This is a genomic window from Metapseudomonas boanensis, from assembly GCF_042232855.1.
Classification (GTDB): domain Bacteria; phylum Pseudomonadota; class Gammaproteobacteria; order Pseudomonadales; family Pseudomonadaceae; genus Metapseudomonas; species Metapseudomonas boanensis.
This window is the reverse complement of record NZ_CP113889.1, coordinates 4,905,145-4,921,381: the sequence shown is the minus strand read 5'-3', so window position 1 is coordinate 4,921,381 and position 16,237 is coordinate 4,905,145. Positions and strand designations below refer to the sequence as shown.

Sequence of the window (16,237 nt, the reverse complement as noted above, 5' to 3'; positions counted from 1 at the left end):
TGTTTGGGGTCCCTACGGTTCACACACTGGGCTTGCGCAAGCTCAGCACCAACCTATGTCAGGGCGCTATGTTGCAATCTTGCCGTGTATCAATGCACGTGCTGCGAGGCATCCCCGAACTGGCGATGGGCGGCGCTCAGGCGCTCCAGCTCGCGGCGCACCATGTTGGCGAATTCGGGCGGCTTGAGGTGGTACAGCTCGGTGGCGACCCAAGCCAGCCAGCGCGCGCCCAGGGCTTCGCGCTGCTCCAACAGGCGCAGCGCTTCGGCGCGAGCCTGTTCGGCATGCTCTTGGTGGAACTGCCGGCGGCTCCTGGGATCAGTTGGCTTGCAGGCCGACATAGATGTTCTGCACGTCATCGTGGCCATCCAGCGCTTCGAGGAAGGCTTCGACTTCCGCCAGCTCGGCGCCGGAGAGGCTGACCGGGTTCTTCGCCTTGTAGCCGAGGTTGGCCGACTGCACGGTGAAGCCGAACTCCGGCAGCGCCTTGCACACGGCGTCGAGGTCGGTCGGTTCGGTGTAGAACAGCGCGCTGCCTTCCTCTCCGGCTTCGAAATCCTGGGCGCCGGCCTCGATGGCCGCGAGTTCCACATCAGCGTCCGCACCGGTCGGTTCGGCTTCGATCATGCCCAGGTGGTCGAAGTCCCACGACACCGAGCCGGAGGTGCCCAGCTGGCCCTTGCGGAACAGCACACGGATTTCGGCAACGGTGCGGTTGAGGTTGTCGGTCAGGCACTCGACGATCACCGGCACGCGGTGCGGGGCAAAACCTTCATATAGGGTGCGCTCGTAGTTGACTACCTCGCCGGACAGCCCCGCGCCTTTCTTGATGGCGCGCTCCAAGGTGTCCTTTGGCATCGAGGCTTTCTTCGCCTGGTGCACGGCCAGACGCAGCTTGGGGTTCATGTCAGGATCGGCGCCGTTACGCGCAGCAATCATGATTTCTTTCACCAGTTTGCCGAAGATCTTTCCTCTGGCATTGGCGGCTGCTTCTTTTGGTTTAGCTTTCCACTGGGCGCCCATGGCGGTTCACTCGCTGGTTGGGAATGGGGAGCGGGCTTCGCCCCGCTCGCAAATAGGTCGGGGATTCTACTGGGCGTGTGGGGGAGGCTGCCAGCCAGGGAAAGCGTAGGTCGTCGTCCAGGCTCGAATCCTGGGATGGATCGTCCGCAGAATGCCCTGGAAGCGATCAAGTCCGACCGGGTCGTGTTTCAAGCCCTTTCAATCCGGGCTCGATACTCGCCGGGACCGCCAGAGCCAAGCGCGGCCGAGCGCTCCCGAGGCGCTCAGCCGCCATGGCGTCCGGCCAGTGCCTTGCCGATGACTTCCCGGATCCACGTCGCAATGCAGTCCACATGGGTTTCGAGGGCGAAGTGACCGGTGTCCAGCAGTTCGACGACAGCGGTCAAGTTATCGCGCTTGAACGCCTCGGCTCCCGGCGGGATGAAGAATGGGTCGTGTTTGCTCCAGATCATCAGCGACGGCACCTGTGTGTTGCGCAAGAGCGTCTGGAACCCTGGGTAGCGCGTCAGGAATAGCAGGTCACTCGGACGTTCGCTGTCGGTACTCGGTGGTAGTCATGCCGGCGTAGCCCCAGTTATCCGTGTCGACCTCCTCGATCACGATGTGGGTCAGGTCCGGGCGTTTGCCCAGCACGCGTTGCAGTGTGTCGGTGATCTCGCGGATCACCTGGGCCTTCTGCTCGCGGGTGACACCGTCGCGGGTGATGCGCACATTGACGAAAGGCATGTTCGTTCTCCTTCAGGGGGTGGAACGGGAGGCGCGCTGGCCTCCCGTAAGGGTTACCACTTACCGACGCTCATTCCGCCATCGACCGGCAGGACCGCGCCCGTGGTGAAGTCGGCATCGGACAAATAAAGCACGGCATCGGCGATTTCTTCGATACGACCCACGCGGCCGGCGGGTTGCAGACCATTGAGGAAGTCGCGTGCTGCCGGATCGTGCATGGGCGTATCGATGATCCCTGGCGCTACCGCGTTCACCTTGATGTTGAACGGCGACAGCTCCAGCGCCAGGGCGCGGGTCGCCTGGTTCAGGCCGCCCTTGATCAGCACCTGCAGCGCGGCCGGCACGGCAAGGTTCGGCTGCAGCGCGATGCTGGCGGTGATGTTGATGATGTGCCCCTGACGCCGCTCGATCATGTGGCGGGCGGCGGCCTGCGAGACGTACACCACGCCCTTGAGGTTGGTCGCCAGCAGGCTCTCCAGATCGTCGACGCTGTAGTCGATGAAGGGCTTGGGCAGGAAGAAGCCTGCGTTGTTGACCAGCACATCGACCTTGCCGAAACGCTCGACGGCGCGTTTGATCAGCTCCACCGCGGTATCCGGTTGGGCGATGTCTCCAGCCACGCCGAGGAAGCGGTCGGCGCCGCCCAGCTGTTCGGCGGCTTCCGCCAGACGCTCGGCGGAGCGCGCATTGCCAACTACATTGAAGCCCCGAGCGAGATAGGCCTTGGCCAGGCCGAAACCGATGCCGCTAGAGGCGCCGGTGATGACGACGGTTCTGTTGTTCATGGCGATAGTCCTGTGCTGAAGATTGGGTGAATTGGGCAGCGGCGAGTCTCGTGCTGTTGGACAGGACTTTATTTGTGCGTCGGGTGTTGATAAATACGGTGCAAGGCACTTCACTTGATACGTGGTGTAATCAATCATGCGGCGCCAATTCGACGATGTGCTGCTGGGCAGCATTGAGCTGTTCTGCCTGGCGGCGGAGATCGGCAGCTTCACCGGCGCCGCCCTGGCCGCCGGGGTGACGCCTGCAGCGGTGAGCCGTTCGGTGTCACGGCTGGAGGAGCGTCTCGGGGCCCGGCTGTTTGTCCGCACCACGCGCAGTATCCGTCTGACTGAAGGTGGGCGTGCCTATCACCAGCAGTGCCGCAGTGCGCTGAATCAGATGCTCGAAGCCGAGCGTGAGTTGATGGGCCAGCAGCAGGAACCTACCGGCACCCTGCGCATCAGCCTTCCCACCACCTACGGGCACTACCGCATCCTGCCGCTGTTGCCCGAGTTCCGGCGTCGCTGCCCGCAGGTGAAAGTGGATATCAACCTGAGCAACCGCAACATCGACTTCGTCGATGAAGGCTACGACATGGCTATCCGCGTGCGTGCCCAACCGGATTCCGGGCTGATCGCACGGCACCTGGAAGATGCCTCGCTGGTTGTGGTGGCAACGCCCGAATACCTGGCGAGTGCCGGCGTGCCGCAGCACCTCGACGACCTGGCACGGCACGAATGCATCCAGTTCGAGCTACCCAGCAGTGGCCGGCGCATCTCCTGGCTGTTCACGGACAGCGGAGCGCCTTGCGAAATCCTTGGCGAAGGAGCCTATGTTTGCTCGGACGACGTGCTGGGTGGCGTGACGTTGGCCAAGTACGGTGCCGGTCTGTTCCAGACCTACCGCTTCATCGTCGAACGGGAACTGGCGGATGGCTCCTTGGTGGAGGTGCTGCAATCCTACGCAGGCCGCTCCCGGCCCTATACCTTGCTCTATCCCCACGGGCGCCATGTGCCGCTGCGCCTGCGCGCGTTCATCGAGTTCCTGATGGAAAAGCGCAAAGGCTGGGGGGCCTGAAAGGTCCCAGCGCCAGCGGTTTTCCTGGGCAGCCGCCGCCGGACCACTATTATTCTATGGAGTGTTCGGGCACGGCCGACCTGCAAAGCCGCCTGTCGCGATTGCGCTCAATCAACCTGGCAACTCAGGAGATACGGCCATGACCTTCAGGCTCAGCTCCACAGCGTTCGCTCACAACGAGGCGATCCCCGCCGTGCATAGCTGCGACGGTCGGAATATTTCACCTCCCCTGAGTTGGACGAAGCCGCCGGTCGGCACCAAGAGCCTGGTGCTGATAGTCGACGACCCGGACGCACCCGATCCCGCAAAGCCGAAAATGACGTGGGTCCACTGGCTGCTGTACAACCTGCCGCCAACCGCGGGCAGCCTGCCTGCGGCGGTGGCGGATGCAGACCTGCCGGCTGGCACCTTGCAGGGGCTCAATGACTGGCAGCGAACGGGTTACGGCGGTCCTTGCCCTCCGGTCGGCAATCACCGCTACTTCCACAAGCTGTATGCCCTGGATAAGGTGCTCGCCGATCTGCGCCACCCAACCAAGGTGATGCTGGAACAGTCGATGAAGGGGCACATCCTGGCCCAGACGGATCTGGTCGGCCGTTACCAGCGACATCATTAGGTGGCGGTCCGGCGTCGCCCGCTTTCAGAAACTCCGAAGGGGTGCACGTCGGTCCCCTCTTGTCAGCGAGTGCCTGGGGGCTTCTCGAGCCGACAGGCGCCGTTCGCCACGGATGCCTGTTGCACCTGGGACATGACGCCCTCGGCCGTCAGGACTGGAGTCGACGACATGGGAACTCCGCTGATCGCCACCGTCTCGGCGACCCAGGTATTGCAGTTGTTGAAGAGCGAGTAGCGGCCGCGAGCCTGGTAAAAGCGGCTGCTGCCATAAAGACCCGGACCTAGCATCTGCACAGCGCCTTGAGGGCTGCGTGCGAAGCTCGCGGCAAGATGGGTCAGCAAGCGTTGATAGCCATCCTGGCTGACCGCCAGTGCGACCACCCTGTCGCTAGGGAAGTAGCCACCTGGTTCGCCTGGCACCTGAACCGCGTGCAGTACGCTGCCGCCCGACCAGGACACGGCCCTCAGCGCCTGAGCCACACCTGCCTGCGGCACCCGGTAGAAGCCTTCATCGCCCCAACCCAGCTCAATGAAATCGTCGCCGCTGAAGTCCTTGCCAAGTTCAGGCAATTGGCGAATCAGGTCACCACTGGCGACCACTATCCCGGTATGCCAGCCGTGATTCACCACATGGAACGTCCGCATCAGCGCGCAGTTTTCGGAGGACGACGCCTTGCCCGGTTGCGTGGCGGTGCAACCGATGAGCAGGAGAAGCAGTGACAGGGCGATCAGCACGGGCACGATTTGCAGGCTCGGTGGGCGAGTCACTCAAACATAAACCACTTCGGCGTTCGCGCAGCTGTCGATCACCTGCTGGGAAGCGAAGCCTGCCTGCCGGGCCAGGCCAACGTCGCCGTGGCTCGACACCCAGCAAATCCGAGCCAGGTTCTAAGCTGGAAGGACATCCCCGTCCCCCTCGAAGGCTCCTCGCCGATGCTGAAAATCCAGGGTCTATGCAAAAGCTACCCGACGCCCCAAGGGCCGCTGGCAGTGCTGCGGGGCATCGACCTCGAGCTGGAGAGGGGGCACAGTCTTGCGCTGATGGGTGAGTCCGGCAGCGGCAAGAGCACCTTGCTGCACCTGGTCGCCGGACTCGATCGATTCGATGCTGGCAGCATCTGCATTGGCGGACGCGAATTGGCCGCGCTCGATGAGCGCCAGTTGGCGGCCTGGCGGCGCACCGGGATCGGCCTGGTGTTCCAACAGTTCAACCTGATTCCCAGCCTGCGCATCGAAGACAACCTGGCTTTCCAGGCGCGCCTGGCCGGGCGTGATGATCCGAGCTGGCAGGCTGAACTGGTCCAGCGGCTGGGCCTCGGCGATCTGCTCGAGCGCTATCCCGAGCAACTCTCATGCGGGCAGCAGCAACGAGTCGCCCTGGGACGCGCATTGGCGGCCAGGCCGCCCCTGCTCTTGGCCGACGAGCCCACCGGCAGCCTCGACGAGGCCACCAGTGACGAGGTGCTGGGGCTGCTGCTGGAACTGCTCGCCGGCAGTGCGACCAGCCTGCTGATGGTGACCCACAGCCCGCGTATGGCGGCGCATCTGGAGCGGCAGGTGACCTTGCATGACGGCCATTTGCTGGAGCGGAACGAGGCCTGACATGCGGGTGTTCTACTGGACGCTGCACAGCTTGCTCAGTCATTGGCGCCGGCACCCCGTGCAATTCTTCGGTGTGCTGACCGGCCTTTGGCTGGCTACCAGCCTGTGGACTGGCGTGCAGGCCCTGAACAGCCAGGCACGGGAAAGCTATGCCAGGGCGAGTCAGTTGTTCGGAGATGAGCAATACCTGCTTGGTGCTAGCAACGGTGGATTGATTGCCCAGCGAACCTTTATCGAGTTGCGCCAGGCCGGCTGGCCGGTATCGCCAATTCTGCAGAGCCGGTTGCGGCTGCAAGGGCAGGGTGAGCAACGCCTGCAACTGATCGGCATCGATCCCCTGACCTTGCCGAGCGGCGCTGCACTGGCCGGGCAAGCGCTCGACACCCTGGACCTTGCAGCCTTTCTCGGCCTGCCGGGGCGTACCTGGATCGCCGCCGATACCTTGGCGGACCTGGGGCTGGTCGCCGGTGCACGGCCGCTGAGCGAGTCCGGGCAGGTCTTGCCACCACTGGAGGTGCGCCCACAAGTGGCGCCCGGCGTGCTGATGGTGGACATCGGCGTGGCCCAGCGGCTGCTCGATGCCCCGGAAAAGCTCTCAGCGCTGCTGCTGACGGGCGAATTCGTCCGCAGCGACCCGCACCTGCCGCCACATCTGGCCGAACACCTCGTACTCACCCGGCGTGACGAGGCAGCCGACCTGGGCAGGCTCACCGAGAGTTTTCATCTCAACCTCACCGCACTTGGCCTGCTGGCTTTTGTCGTGGGGTTGTTCATCGTGCATGCCGCTATCGGACTGGCTCTGGAGCAGCGACGCGCTTTATTGCGCACGTTGCGTGCCTGTGGGGTGAGCCTGCGCCTGCTGCTCGGTGCCCTGGCTCTGGAACTTGGCGCTCTGGCCCTGCTTGGCGGTTTGGCCGGCGTGCTCAGCGGTTACGGGTTGGCCAGCCTGCTCCTGCCTGATGTGGTGGCCAGTCTGCGGGGACTGTATGGCGCCGAGGTCGCCGGCCAGCTCAGCCTCGGCCCGTCCTGGTGGCTGGGCGGGGTGGCCATCAGCCTGCTGGGCGCCTCGCTCGCTGGAATCAGCAGCCTGGTCAAGGCCGCGCGGCTGCCGCTGCTGGCCTTGGCTCAGCCCGAGGCGTGGCATCGTGCCCAGGCTCTCTGGCTGCGTCGTGAGGCCTTCCTGGCCGGGGTGCTAGGCGTGCTGGCGCTGATCGCGCTCGGCGCAGGCGACAGCCTGTTCGCCGGTTTAGTCCTGCTCGCCGTCATACTGCTGGCCGCTGCCTTGTGTTTACCGTTGTGCCTGAACCTGCTGCTGGAAGCTCTTTTGCCTCGCTGTCGCGGGCCGCTGGCGCAATGGTTCATTGCCGACAGCCGGCAGCAACTGCCCGGCCTGACGTTGGCGTTGATGGCCTTGCTGCTGGCGCTGGCGGCGAATATCGGCGTCGGCAGCATGACCGAGGGTTTTCGCAAGACTTTTGGCGGCTGGCTCGACCAGCGCCTGTTCGCCGAGATCTATCTGACCCCTCGCGACGCTCAGCAGGCGGCTGCGATTGGTGACTGGCTGATCCGTCAGCCGCAGATCCGCGCGGTACTGCCGAGCTGGCGGCTCGACCTGCGGTTGGAGGGTTGGCCAGCACAGTTGAGCGGCATACTCGATCACCCGATTTACCGCGACCGCTGGCCATTGCTGAGCGCCAGCCACGATGCCTGGGACCGGTTGGCACGGCAGGAGGCCCTGATGCTCAGCGAGCAACTTGCGCGCCGCCTCAACCTGCATCTGGGGGATCGGGTGAGCCTGGCCACCCCGCAGGGAGAATGGGCACTGGAAGTCGCCGGCATCTATGCCGACTACGGCAACCCGAAGGGTCACCTGCTGGTCAATGCGCAGGGCCTGTTGCGTCACTGGCCAGGGCTCAGCCCGCGCAATTACAGCCTGCACCTGCCTGCCGCGGAGGTGCCAGCGCTGATGCAGGCCGTACAGATGGCGTTCGGCCTGGACAGCAGCCGGCTCATCGACCAGAGCGAGCTCAAGGCGTGGTCGAGCCGGGTCTTCGAGCGCACCTTCGCCGCGACCGCCGCATTGAACAGCCTGACCCTTGGGGTTGCCGGTGTGGCGCTGTTCATCAGTCTGCTGACCCTCGGTCAGGCACGCCTCAACCAACTCGCGCCGCTCTGGGCGCTGGGAGTGGGGCGGCGGCAGCTGGCAATGCTCAGTCTCGGCCAGACCCTGCTGCTGGCCCTGCTCACGCTGTTGCTTGCGGTTCCGCTGGGGCTGCTCCTGGCCTGGTGTCTGGTGGCGGTGATCAACGTGCGGGCATTCGGCTGGCGTCTGCCATTGCATGTCTTTCCCTGGCAGTTGCTGCAGCTATCGGGCATGGCCCTGCTCGTCACACTACTGGCGGCTGCCTGGCCGCTGTGGAAACTCGGCCGCTGCACCCCGGCCGAGTTGCTGAGGACCTTTACCCATGAGCCCTAGCTTGCGCGTGGCGCTATTCACGGGGCTGCTGCTGGCTGCTTGCGATGCTGAGCCACCCTCGGAGCAAGGGTTTGCCGGGCTCGGCAGCGCTGCAGCGCAGTTTGCCCAGGTGACGCCGGGCAGGGCCTTCAGCTTCCCGGCCGATCACGGCGCGCACCCGGATTACCGCATCGAATGGTGGTACGTGACGGCCAACCTGGAAGATGAGCAAGGTCGCACATGGGGCGTGCAATGGACCCTGTTCCGCAACGCCTTGCAGCCAGGCTCGACTGAGCCGGGCTGGAGCAACCAGAACCTGTGGATGGGCCATGCCGGACTGACCGGTCCCGGTGGTCATCGCTCGGCGGAGCGCTTCGCCCGAGGTGGAATTGGCCAGGCCGGCGTCGAGGCTTCGCCCTTCAAGGCCTGGATCGATGATTGGCGCTTAAGCAGCCAAACTGCGGCAAACGCAGGGCTGGGCGACCTGGAGTTGTACGCCAAGGGCGGTACCTTCGACTATCGGCTGCAGCTCGCCAGCAGCAGCCCATTGGTTTTGCACGGCGAGCAGGGCTTCAGTCGCAAATCCGGACAGGGGCAGGCCTCCTACTACTACAGCCAGCCCTTCTTCCAGGCGCGCGGCACAATTCGGCTGGAGGGCAATATCTACCAGGTCAAGGGCCTGGCCTGGCTGGATCGTGAATGGAGCAGCCAGCCCCTGGCGCCCGACCAACAGGGCTGGGACTGGTTCTCGCTGCATCTGGACAGCGGCGAAAAGCTCATGCTGTTCCAGCTACGCCAGGCCGACGGCAAGCACTATCGCGCTGGCACCTGGATCAGCGCCACAGGCGAGTCCCGCGTGCTGGATGACCAGGACATCGTCCTGACCCCCGTCCAGCAAAGCCGGGTCGCCGGTCGCCAGTTACCGACCCGATGGTCGCTGCGCATCCCGAGCGAGGGATTCGAAATCACCGCCACGTCTGTTCAGGAAAATGCATGGATGGATACGCAATTCCCCTATTGGGAGGGACCGGTTCGATTCAGCGGTAGCCATCAAGGGGTGGGCTACCTGGAGATGACCGGGTATTGAGACGGGGGAATCAGATTTGCCGCGCCATTGGATGTTCAGCGGCCAACTCGTCGCGGTCCTCGAGGAACTCGGTAGGCGCGGAGCCATCGGCATTCAGCTGGAAAATGCGCGTTGGCCGGCCTTGGGTGTCGAAGAACACCTGGCCGAGACCTGCGGAGTTCCATAGCCGCTCGCCGGCCTTGCTGTGCTCCGGAGTGCGCGGCACCACCTGCATGCGGCGCCGCTTGGTCAGCCAGTTGAGCGGCGAGCGCGGTGCATAGAGCCAGCGGTTCAGGCGGTCGAAGATATCCAGCAGCCGCCGGGGGAATTCGTTCTTCACGCCGCTGCTGGTGATCTGCCAGATCTTCGGGCCCTGTTTGCGGTGGCGGATCGACACCTCGTAGACGAAGGAGTAGTGCACGTCACCCGAGAGGACCACGTAGCAACCCGGCGTTCGCGAGTGGCGGAAGATGTTGAGGATCACCTGGGCCGCGCCGCGGTGGGCCATCCAGTTCTCCGCGTCCACCAGCAGCGGATGGCCGAACCAGCTGAATACCCGTTGCACCGTCTCAATCAGCTTGACCCCGAAGATGGGGGCGGGGGAGACGATGATGGCCGAGGGTTGGTCCAGCAATTCGTGCTGCAGCTCGGTCAGGGCCTCCCAGTCCAGCAGGCCGGAGGGCCGCTTCAGGTTGATTTCGCTGCGCCAGCGCCGGGTACGGGTGTCGAGCACCACCAGCGCCGGCGTGGTGGGCATTACGTAATGCCAGCGGTTGAAGACCAGCAGTTCGTCGATCAGTTCATCCAGCGCGCGGCTGTCGAAGTGGTGGTCGGCCTCGGCGGTGGCGGCCAGCGACTGGGCCTTGTCCAGCACTTCGGTGAATGCATCCGGGTTGTTGCCCCAGCCCTGGCAGAGCATGTAGGCCAGCAGGGCGTTGCCGATGATGCGCTTGGAGAAGGGGTGGCCATAGGCGGTCTGCTCCCACTGGGCGGAGAGGTTCCAGTCGTCGGTGATGTCGTGGTCGTCGAATATCATGAGCGTCGGCAAGTGCGCGAAGACCCGCGCAGTGCCGGCAAGGCCGGCCCGGAAGGCGTCGATCCGTTCCTGCTCCAGTCGGTAGCGCTCCTCCTCCTTGGTCCCGAGCGATGGCACTTGCGGCTCGATCAGGGTCCAGGGCACCGGCGACCAGACCAGCAGGTACATGGCCAGCACCTCGGCCAGCGTCACCAGGTGGTTGTCGGCGTTGCTGCTGGTGAAGATGGGCTTCCTCGCGCCGCCGAAAAAGCGTTCGCGCAGGGTTTCGTTGCTCTCCAGGGCGGGCAGCAGGTCGGCGCGGTGGTAGTAGCTTGCCGGGTGGCCATAGAGCACCGCGCTGTCGCTCACCACGGCGCCCTCCAGGCGCTCGCCGAATAGCCCCAAACGCGCGATCAACTGGTGGATGGCCCGCAGCATGGGGCCGGCTACATCGTCGGCATAGACCTGGTCGCCGCTCATCATCAGCAGGGCAGGGCGTTGTTCCGGTACCGGGCCGGCGGCCAGCAGGTGGTCGGCGCAGAGCAGGCCCTCTGCAGAGGGATGGTGGGGCTTGCGGCAGGAGCCGTGGAGCAACTGGTCGATGCGCGAACGCAGCACGAAGCTGGGCTGCCGGGCGGCTCCATAGGTCAGGTGTGGCGCCCAATGGGCGATGCCCAGGTCGCCGAGACGCAGGTCATAGTCGATCTGTTGGTCGCAGGGCAGGGGGGCGTCCAGATGCAGGTCGATCAGGTGCAGGAAGGCGTGCTGGCCCAAGGGAATCACTCGGCAGGCATCACCTTCGAGCCGGTGCTCGGTGCTGTGGCCATCGAAGCAAAACCGCAGATTCAGCGCCAGCTCACGGGAGCCCACCAGCCAGAGCACCACGCGCCGGGCTTCGAGCCGGCGCAGCATGGGGCCGGCGAGGACGGGAGGGAGGCTTTCCTGGGCGGACGGCAGAACTGGGGACATCGGGACAATGGACCATGATCGAACGAGCACATCAGGATATCGCGTCTGACGTCGATACCTGAACCGAACCCAACGGGGGATGCACAACTTTGTAGGAGCGAGCTTGCTCGCGAACGGCGCCCATTTGCGAGTAAGAATTCGGCGTTCCCCTTGTAAGTCGCTGCAGCGAATGCAGCCGCACGGACATCGCGGATTGCATCCGGGCCACGGCCCCGGGCTGGCCCCACAGAGTTCGCCAAACAAATTTCCGTTCGATGTGCCACGGCGTTGCACAGAAGGGGGCGGAATCGAGCATCATGGACGCAGTCAGGTCGAGGGAGACTTCCATGCGCGTTATGTCATTCGTTGGGCGTTTTGCCACGTTGTCGCTGGGACTGGTGATTGCCGCTACGGCCGTGGCGGCCGAAGAAGCGCAGCTGGTCGAGTCGATAAACGCCTACCGCAGCCAGGTCCAGCGCTGCGCGGGACAGGCCTCCGAGGAACTGCCACCGCTGGCCTCCGATCCGCGTCTGGTCCTGCCTGCCAGTGGTGGCGGTGACCTGCAGGAGGCACTTGGGCGCGCGGCGTATCCGCTGGTCAACGTGCAGGCGATCAGCCTGGCGGGGCCGCGCGATGCGCGGGCGGCCATGAAGGCGCTGCAGGAGAGCTTCTGCCAGGTCGTGCTGGACCCACAGTTCGTCGATATCGGTGTGAGCCGCCAGGGGGAAAGCTGGCGCATCGTGCTGGCGCGTCCACTGATGGCTGCGGGCCTGGGTGACTGGCAGGCGGAAGGGCAGAAGCTACTCGAACTGATCAACGCCGCACGCGCGCAGTCGCGCCAGTGCGGCGCACAGCCCTTCGCCGTTGCGTCTCCGCTGGCCTGGAACGCCACCCTGGCAACGACGGCCGAGGCCCATACCCGGGCGATGGCCAACGGTAACTTCTTCGGCCACCGGGACCGCGATGGCCGCACCCCAGGCGACCGGGCGGAGCTCGCGGGCTATACCGGGCAGACGATCGGCGAGAACATCGCCGCCGGGCGGGACACCGCTCGCAAGGTGGTCGACGGCTGGCTGGCCAGCCCTGGCCACTGCGCCAACCTGATGAACCCGAAGTTCCTTGAGCTGGGCGCGGCCTATGCGGTCGATCCAAAGAGTGATGCGGGGATCTACTGGACGGCGCTGTTCGGGGCGCCTTAGGCACCTGGACTCGGAGGTCGAGACCAAGCCTGCCTGGCCTGCAGGCCCGCTGCGCGGTTCATCGTGAATGAATTCGCGTCCACAGAGCGCCTGCCGGCGTCTGTCTCTCTACGGTTACTTGAGCGGATGCCTGGGGCTTCTGCCCTTGGCTATTGACTTGGCAGCGATACTCATCAGCCGCTGGAGCTTGGGACATTCAAGGTGGCTGGATTCTGGGCAGGATGCTGCATGACGGAGACCGTCACGTATCGCACAAAGCCGTTGGATGGTGCGATCCAGCTGGTCGGCCTTGGCCCGTAGCTGGACACGATGACTGGCTGGTTGGCTGGCGTCGCGGGGTGGAGCAAGGCGCGGCGCACGGCCCGCAGGCGGCCGCACTATAATCGATCTGTGTGCATGTCTTCTTGGTGGATGCAGCAACGCGCATCAGGTATCCGCGGCGCTCGCCCAAAGGGCTGCACAGTAGGTGGCACGGAATGCACTTCTGATTCTGCAAGAGAGGATCCTGCCATGAAAATGCACTCCTTCCAGCATTACTCGCATGATCTCGGGATGGCTGTTCACGACGCGTGGATTACCGCGAAGGTCAAGTCGACCCTGGCATTTTCCGAACAGACCCGCAGCGAGCATATCAACGTCAAAACCCACGCGGGCATGGTGGCGTTGAGCGGCCGCGTCAAGACCCATAAACAGTGTGAACAGGCTATAAGCCTGGCCCGCTCGATTCACGGTGTCATCGACATCGATGCCAGCGATCTGCAGACCCATATGGTCCCTCCTGGGAGCTTCCCTGAAGCGCCCAATGCAGAGGAAAGCGTCGAGAATCGGCCGCAATCGTCAGCAAAGTCGGACGATGAATGGCGATGACGATCGAGTGACATTGGCGTACGAGGGTGGATCGTCGCTCGGATGCACCCTCCCGGATTCCTGGACCGGATAGCCAAACGGTTTGATCGCGGCCCACGAGCGCGCTCAGCCTCAGAATCGCTCACCCGGCGCCAGGTAACGCCATTGGCCGGCAGGAATCTTGCCCATGGGAACGCCGCCGATGCGGATGCGCTTCATGGTGACAACCTGCAGGTTAACGGCGGCGCACAGGGCGGCGACCAAACCTGGCCGGGGATTCTTCAGGGGGAAACGCAGGTTGGTTTCGTTCTGCCAGCTGGCCTTGACCGGCGGCAGCTCCTCCCCCTTGACCTTGATTCCGCGCCTGAGTCGCTCCAGGCCGTTCTCCGCCAGCGTGCCGCTGACTTCAACCACATACTCCTGCTCCAGCTTGGCGACGTCTTCGTTGAGCTTGCGCAGCGTGCGCCAGTCCTGGGTGAGCACCAGCAGGCCACTGGCCTGCGACTGGAGCGGCAGGGCGGTGGTCAGGCGCGAGAAGTGGCTGTTGAGCGGACGCACCTCGGCGCGGTCTTGCGGCCAGTGGCTCGCCAGTGTCAGCAGCCGCTGGGCCGCCTCGAACGTAAGGCCGGCCGGCTGGTTCAGCAGCAGTGTCATTGGCTCCAGCGGAGTAGGCGTGGCGCCGGGCAACAAGGCCACCGCCTGATCCACCACCTTGAACTGGGGCTGATCCACCACCACGCCATCGACCGTCACCCAGCCGCCCTCGATATACAGCTCCGCCTCGCGGCGCGAACAGCCGGTCAGCTCGATAACACGTTTGGACAAGCGGATTGGGTCGGTCATGGGTACAGCCACAGAGTGAGAAAGGCCGCCATGGTAAACCCTTTGCCCGGCCCGTTCCCAAGAGTCTGCCCGTATAACCATGACGAGGCATGTTCGGCCGGATTACGCAGGCTCAGGCAAATCTGGAGGGGCTTCAGTTGCGGCCTTGCCCTGGAACTCGTCGATGACATCGGCCACGGAGAGCTTGCGACCGAAGTAGCCGAAGCGTTCCTCCAGTCCTTCGGCCCGCAACATATCCCGTACCTCCGCATGGGCCGCGACCGGTCGCAAGCGTATCCCCACGGCCTGCAGTTCCCCGTGCAAGGCCTCAAACATGCGCACGCCCGCCAAGTCGATGTAGGGGGACGAGGACAGGTCGCAGACCACCAGTTTCAGCGGGCCAGGAGTGGAGCGGATTTTCTGCCAGAGCACATCGCGCACGTGCTCGACGTTGAAATAGAGCAACGACGCGTCGACGCGGAACACCAGCACACCTGGTATGGCCAGGTTGTCCGGATTGCGATCCATGTCGGAATAACTCCGGCTGCCGGGGATCTGCCCGAGGAACGCCACATGGGGGCGAGCGCCGCGCCGTATCAGCAGCAGGAGCGACACCACGACCGCCAGGATCACCCCTTTGAGAATACCCAGCAGCAGGACGGCGGCGAAGGCCACCATCGATACGCTGAATTCGAAGCGACTCACGCGCCAGACGTGGAGCAGTTCACGAATGTTGATCAAGCCTTTGACGGCCACCAGGACGATGCCCGCGAGTACCACATTGGGCAGGTTGGCCAGCAAACCCGTCAGAAACATCAGGCATACAGCGATGGTGACCGAGGCGAAGACCAATGCCAGAGGCGTCCTGGCACCGGCTTTGTCATTCACTGAGGACTGGGACAGACCACCGGCCACCGGATAGGCCTGGAACAAGCCCGCTCCCAGATTGGCTGCCCCCAGGCCGAGCAGCTCCTGACGCGGATCGATTTCCTGGCCATGGGCTTGGGCCAGGGCACGGGCCGCAGAAACGCTTTCCACGTAGGCCAGTAGCATGCAAGCGAACGCCAGGGGAATCACCCCGTCCACATCCTTCAACCGCAACTGGGGGGCGTGGAAGTCGGGCAAACCGGTCGGCAATGCACCGACAACCGTGAAGCCAAGGTTGCGCAGCGGCGTCACCGACAAGGCGATGATCGATATTGCCACTACAACCAGAGCCACCGGACGGCCCGGCAGAAATCTTTCCCCGAGCAGCAGCACGGTAATGACCGCGATGCCAAACGCCAGCACGGCGAGGTTCGTATCGGGTAGCTGGCTGGCCAGGGCGATGATGCGCTCGAAGAAATGGTCCCCGCCCCCCTGGACCCCAAACAGCTTGGGCAGCTGAGTCATCGCAATGGTCAGCGCTGCGCCAGCCTTGAAGCCAAGCAGAATGGTTTCGCTGATGAAGTTGACCAGGGAACTCAGGCGCAGCAGCCAAGCCAGCGCGCACATGGCGGCAATGACCAGCGCGGTTAGCGCCGCAATATCGGCCCAGCGTCCCGGATCGCCCCCCGCCATGTCCGCGACCGTGACGCCAATGAGCATCGAGATCGCGGATGTAGGGCCGATGGCCAGTTGGCGAGAAGAGCCAAACAGGGCATAAAACAGGCCACCGACCATATAGCAGTAGATGCCGTATTGCGGCGGAAGACCCGCCAGCAGGGCGTAGGCGAGGGATACCGGAATGCCGTAGGCCGCGAGGGTAACACCAGCAATGGCGTCTCTCGGAAGCCATCGCGCCCGGTACGCAGGGAGCCACTGAGCCGGAGGGAAGGCCGCCCGCCAGCCACGAACCGGAGCGCTGGCTGCACGATTTGTTGCCGCCGCCGATTCTTCAGTCATGGGATCATCGCTTTTCGGCATTGGGCCATCCGGTCTGCATGCAGATCACAACGTCGGCTCCGTCAGGGTCACGACATGACCGGAGCGCAACTCATCTCTCTTGGTCGTTATCATTTCCCACCCGATGGGCTGCTACAGCCCGTCCCGAACCAGCAGATCATCGCGGCGTTGATCCAGGTTTACGGTAAAGAAGC

General features: G+C 64.2%; 15 protein-coding genes and 1 pseudogene. 7 read left to right on the top strand and 9 right to left on the bottom strand.

The window, feature by feature from the left end; all coding sequences use genetic code 11:
* Positions 1–89: 89 nt before the first annotated feature.
* From OXH74_RS22980 to OXH74_RS22960, 5 genes and pseudogenes are all read right to left on the bottom strand, one after another.
* On the bottom strand, positions 90–341 hold the full coding sequence (locus OXH74_RS22980) for a hypothetical protein (protein ID WP_375739015.1): 252 nt from the start codon (positions 339–341) through the stop codon (positions 90–92).
* Entirely contained in the window at positions 319–1,023 is a 705-nt protein-coding gene (locus OXH74_RS22975) for a YebC/PmpR family DNA-binding transcriptional regulator (protein WP_215375124.1), read from the bottom strand. The genes OXH74_RS22980 and OXH74_RS22975 overlap by 23 nt, the downstream gene beginning before the upstream one ends.
* A 263-nt stretch (positions 1,024–1,286) precedes the next feature.
* Positions 1,287–1,532: pseudogene (locus OXH74_RS22970) on the bottom strand (alpha/beta fold hydrolase); the annotation flags it as partial.
* A 10-nt stretch (positions 1,533–1,542) separates the two neighbouring features.
* The gene (locus OXH74_RS22965; RefSeq protein WP_215375130.1) at positions 1,543–1,749 is read right to left on the bottom strand and encodes a 4-oxalocrotonate tautomerase family protein; all 207 of its coding nucleotides are present in this window, start codon (positions 1,747–1,749) and stop codon (positions 1,543–1,545) included.
* Positions 1,750–1,802: 53 nt separating this feature from the next.
* The gene (locus OXH74_RS22960; RefSeq protein ID WP_375739014.1) at positions 1,803–2,534 is read right to left on the bottom strand and encodes an SDR family NAD(P)-dependent oxidoreductase; all 732 of its coding nucleotides are present in this window, start codon (positions 2,532–2,534) and stop codon (positions 1,803–1,805) included.
* 136 nt (positions 2,535–2,670) lie between these two features.
* Here OXH74_RS22960 and OXH74_RS22955 point away from each other — a divergent pair, with 136 nt between their 5' ends.
* Together OXH74_RS22955 and OXH74_RS22950 are read left to right on the top strand one after the other, a co-directional pair.
* Entirely contained in the window at positions 2,671–3,591 is a 921-nt protein-coding gene (locus OXH74_RS22955; RefSeq protein ID WP_375739013.1) for a LysR substrate-binding domain-containing protein, read from the top strand.
* 139 nt (positions 3,592–3,730) lie between these two features.
* Positions 3,731–4,207 carry a YbhB/YbcL family Raf kinase inhibitor-like protein gene (locus OXH74_RS22950; protein WP_375739012.1) on the top strand — a complete coding sequence of 159 codons (477 nt, stop codon included), beginning with the start codon at positions 3,731–3,733 and terminating at the stop codon, positions 4,205–4,207.
* 62 nt (positions 4,208–4,269) lie between these two features.
* Here OXH74_RS22950 and OXH74_RS22945 read toward each other — a convergent pair whose 3' ends face one another.
* Positions 4,270–4,974 (bottom strand): DUF2459 domain-containing protein, encoded by a 705-nt coding sequence (locus tag OXH74_RS22945; protein ID WP_375739011.1) that lies wholly within the window; start codon positions 4,972–4,974, stop codon positions 4,270–4,272.
* Positions 4,975–5,139: 165 nt separating this feature from the next.
* Here OXH74_RS22945 and OXH74_RS22940 point away from each other — a divergent pair, with 165 nt between their 5' ends.
* Genes OXH74_RS22940 through OXH74_RS22930 form a run of 3 tightly spaced genes read left to right on the top strand, consistent with a single transcriptional unit; the run spans position 5,140 to position 9,350 of the window.
* Positions 5,140–5,808 carry an ABC transporter ATP-binding protein gene (locus OXH74_RS22940; protein ID WP_375739010.1) on the top strand — a complete coding sequence of 223 codons (669 nt, stop codon included), beginning with the start codon at positions 5,140–5,142 and terminating at the stop codon, positions 5,806–5,808.
* A gap of 1 nt (position 5,809) precedes the next feature.
* On the top strand, positions 5,810–8,284 hold the full coding sequence (locus OXH74_RS22935; protein WP_375739009.1) for an FtsX-like permease family protein: 2,475 nt from the start codon (positions 5,810–5,812) through the stop codon (positions 8,282–8,284).
* Positions 8,274–9,350 carry a lipocalin-like domain-containing protein gene (locus OXH74_RS22930; RefSeq protein WP_375739008.1) on the top strand — a complete coding sequence of 359 codons (1,077 nt, stop codon included), beginning with the start codon at positions 8,274–8,276 and terminating at the stop codon, positions 9,348–9,350. Before OXH74_RS22935 ends, OXH74_RS22930 begins: the two co-directional genes overlap by 11 nt.
* Positions 9,351–9,360: 10 nt before the next feature.
* Here the strand turns inward: OXH74_RS22930 and OXH74_RS22925 are convergent, their stop codons facing one another.
* Positions 9,361–11,313 (bottom strand): alkaline phosphatase D family protein, encoded by a 1,953-nt coding sequence (locus tag OXH74_RS22925; protein WP_375739007.1) that lies wholly within the window; start codon positions 11,311–11,313, stop codon positions 9,361–9,363.
* 326 nt (positions 11,314–11,639) lie between these two features.
* On the opposite strand from OXH74_RS22925, the gene OXH74_RS22920 reads away from it, so the two are divergent.
* Both OXH74_RS22920 and OXH74_RS22915 read left to right on the top strand, forming a co-directional pair.
* A complete protein-coding gene (locus OXH74_RS22920; RefSeq protein ID WP_215375157.1) occupies positions 11,640–12,491 on the top strand; it encodes a CAP domain-containing protein in 852 nt (283 codons plus the stop codon).
* Between the two features lie 510 nt (positions 12,492–13,001).
* Complete coding sequence (locus OXH74_RS22915) at positions 13,002–13,358, top strand: BON domain-containing protein (protein WP_215375160.1); 357 nt, start codon at positions 13,002–13,004, stop codon at positions 13,356–13,358.
* 111 nt (positions 13,359–13,469) lie between these two features.
* Here the strand turns inward: OXH74_RS22915 and OXH74_RS22910 are convergent, their stop codons facing one another.
* Together OXH74_RS22910 and OXH74_RS22905 are read right to left on the bottom strand one after the other, a co-directional pair.
* On the bottom strand, positions 13,470–14,180 hold the full coding sequence (locus tag OXH74_RS22910) for an rRNA pseudouridine synthase (protein WP_375739006.1): 711 nt from the start codon (positions 14,178–14,180) through the stop codon (positions 13,470–13,472).
* A gap of 102 nt (positions 14,181–14,282) precedes the next feature.
* Entirely contained in the window at positions 14,283–16,043 is a 1,761-nt protein-coding gene (locus OXH74_RS22905) for a SulP family inorganic anion transporter (RefSeq protein ID WP_375739005.1), read from the bottom strand.
* Positions 16,044–16,237 lie beyond the last annotated feature (194 nt).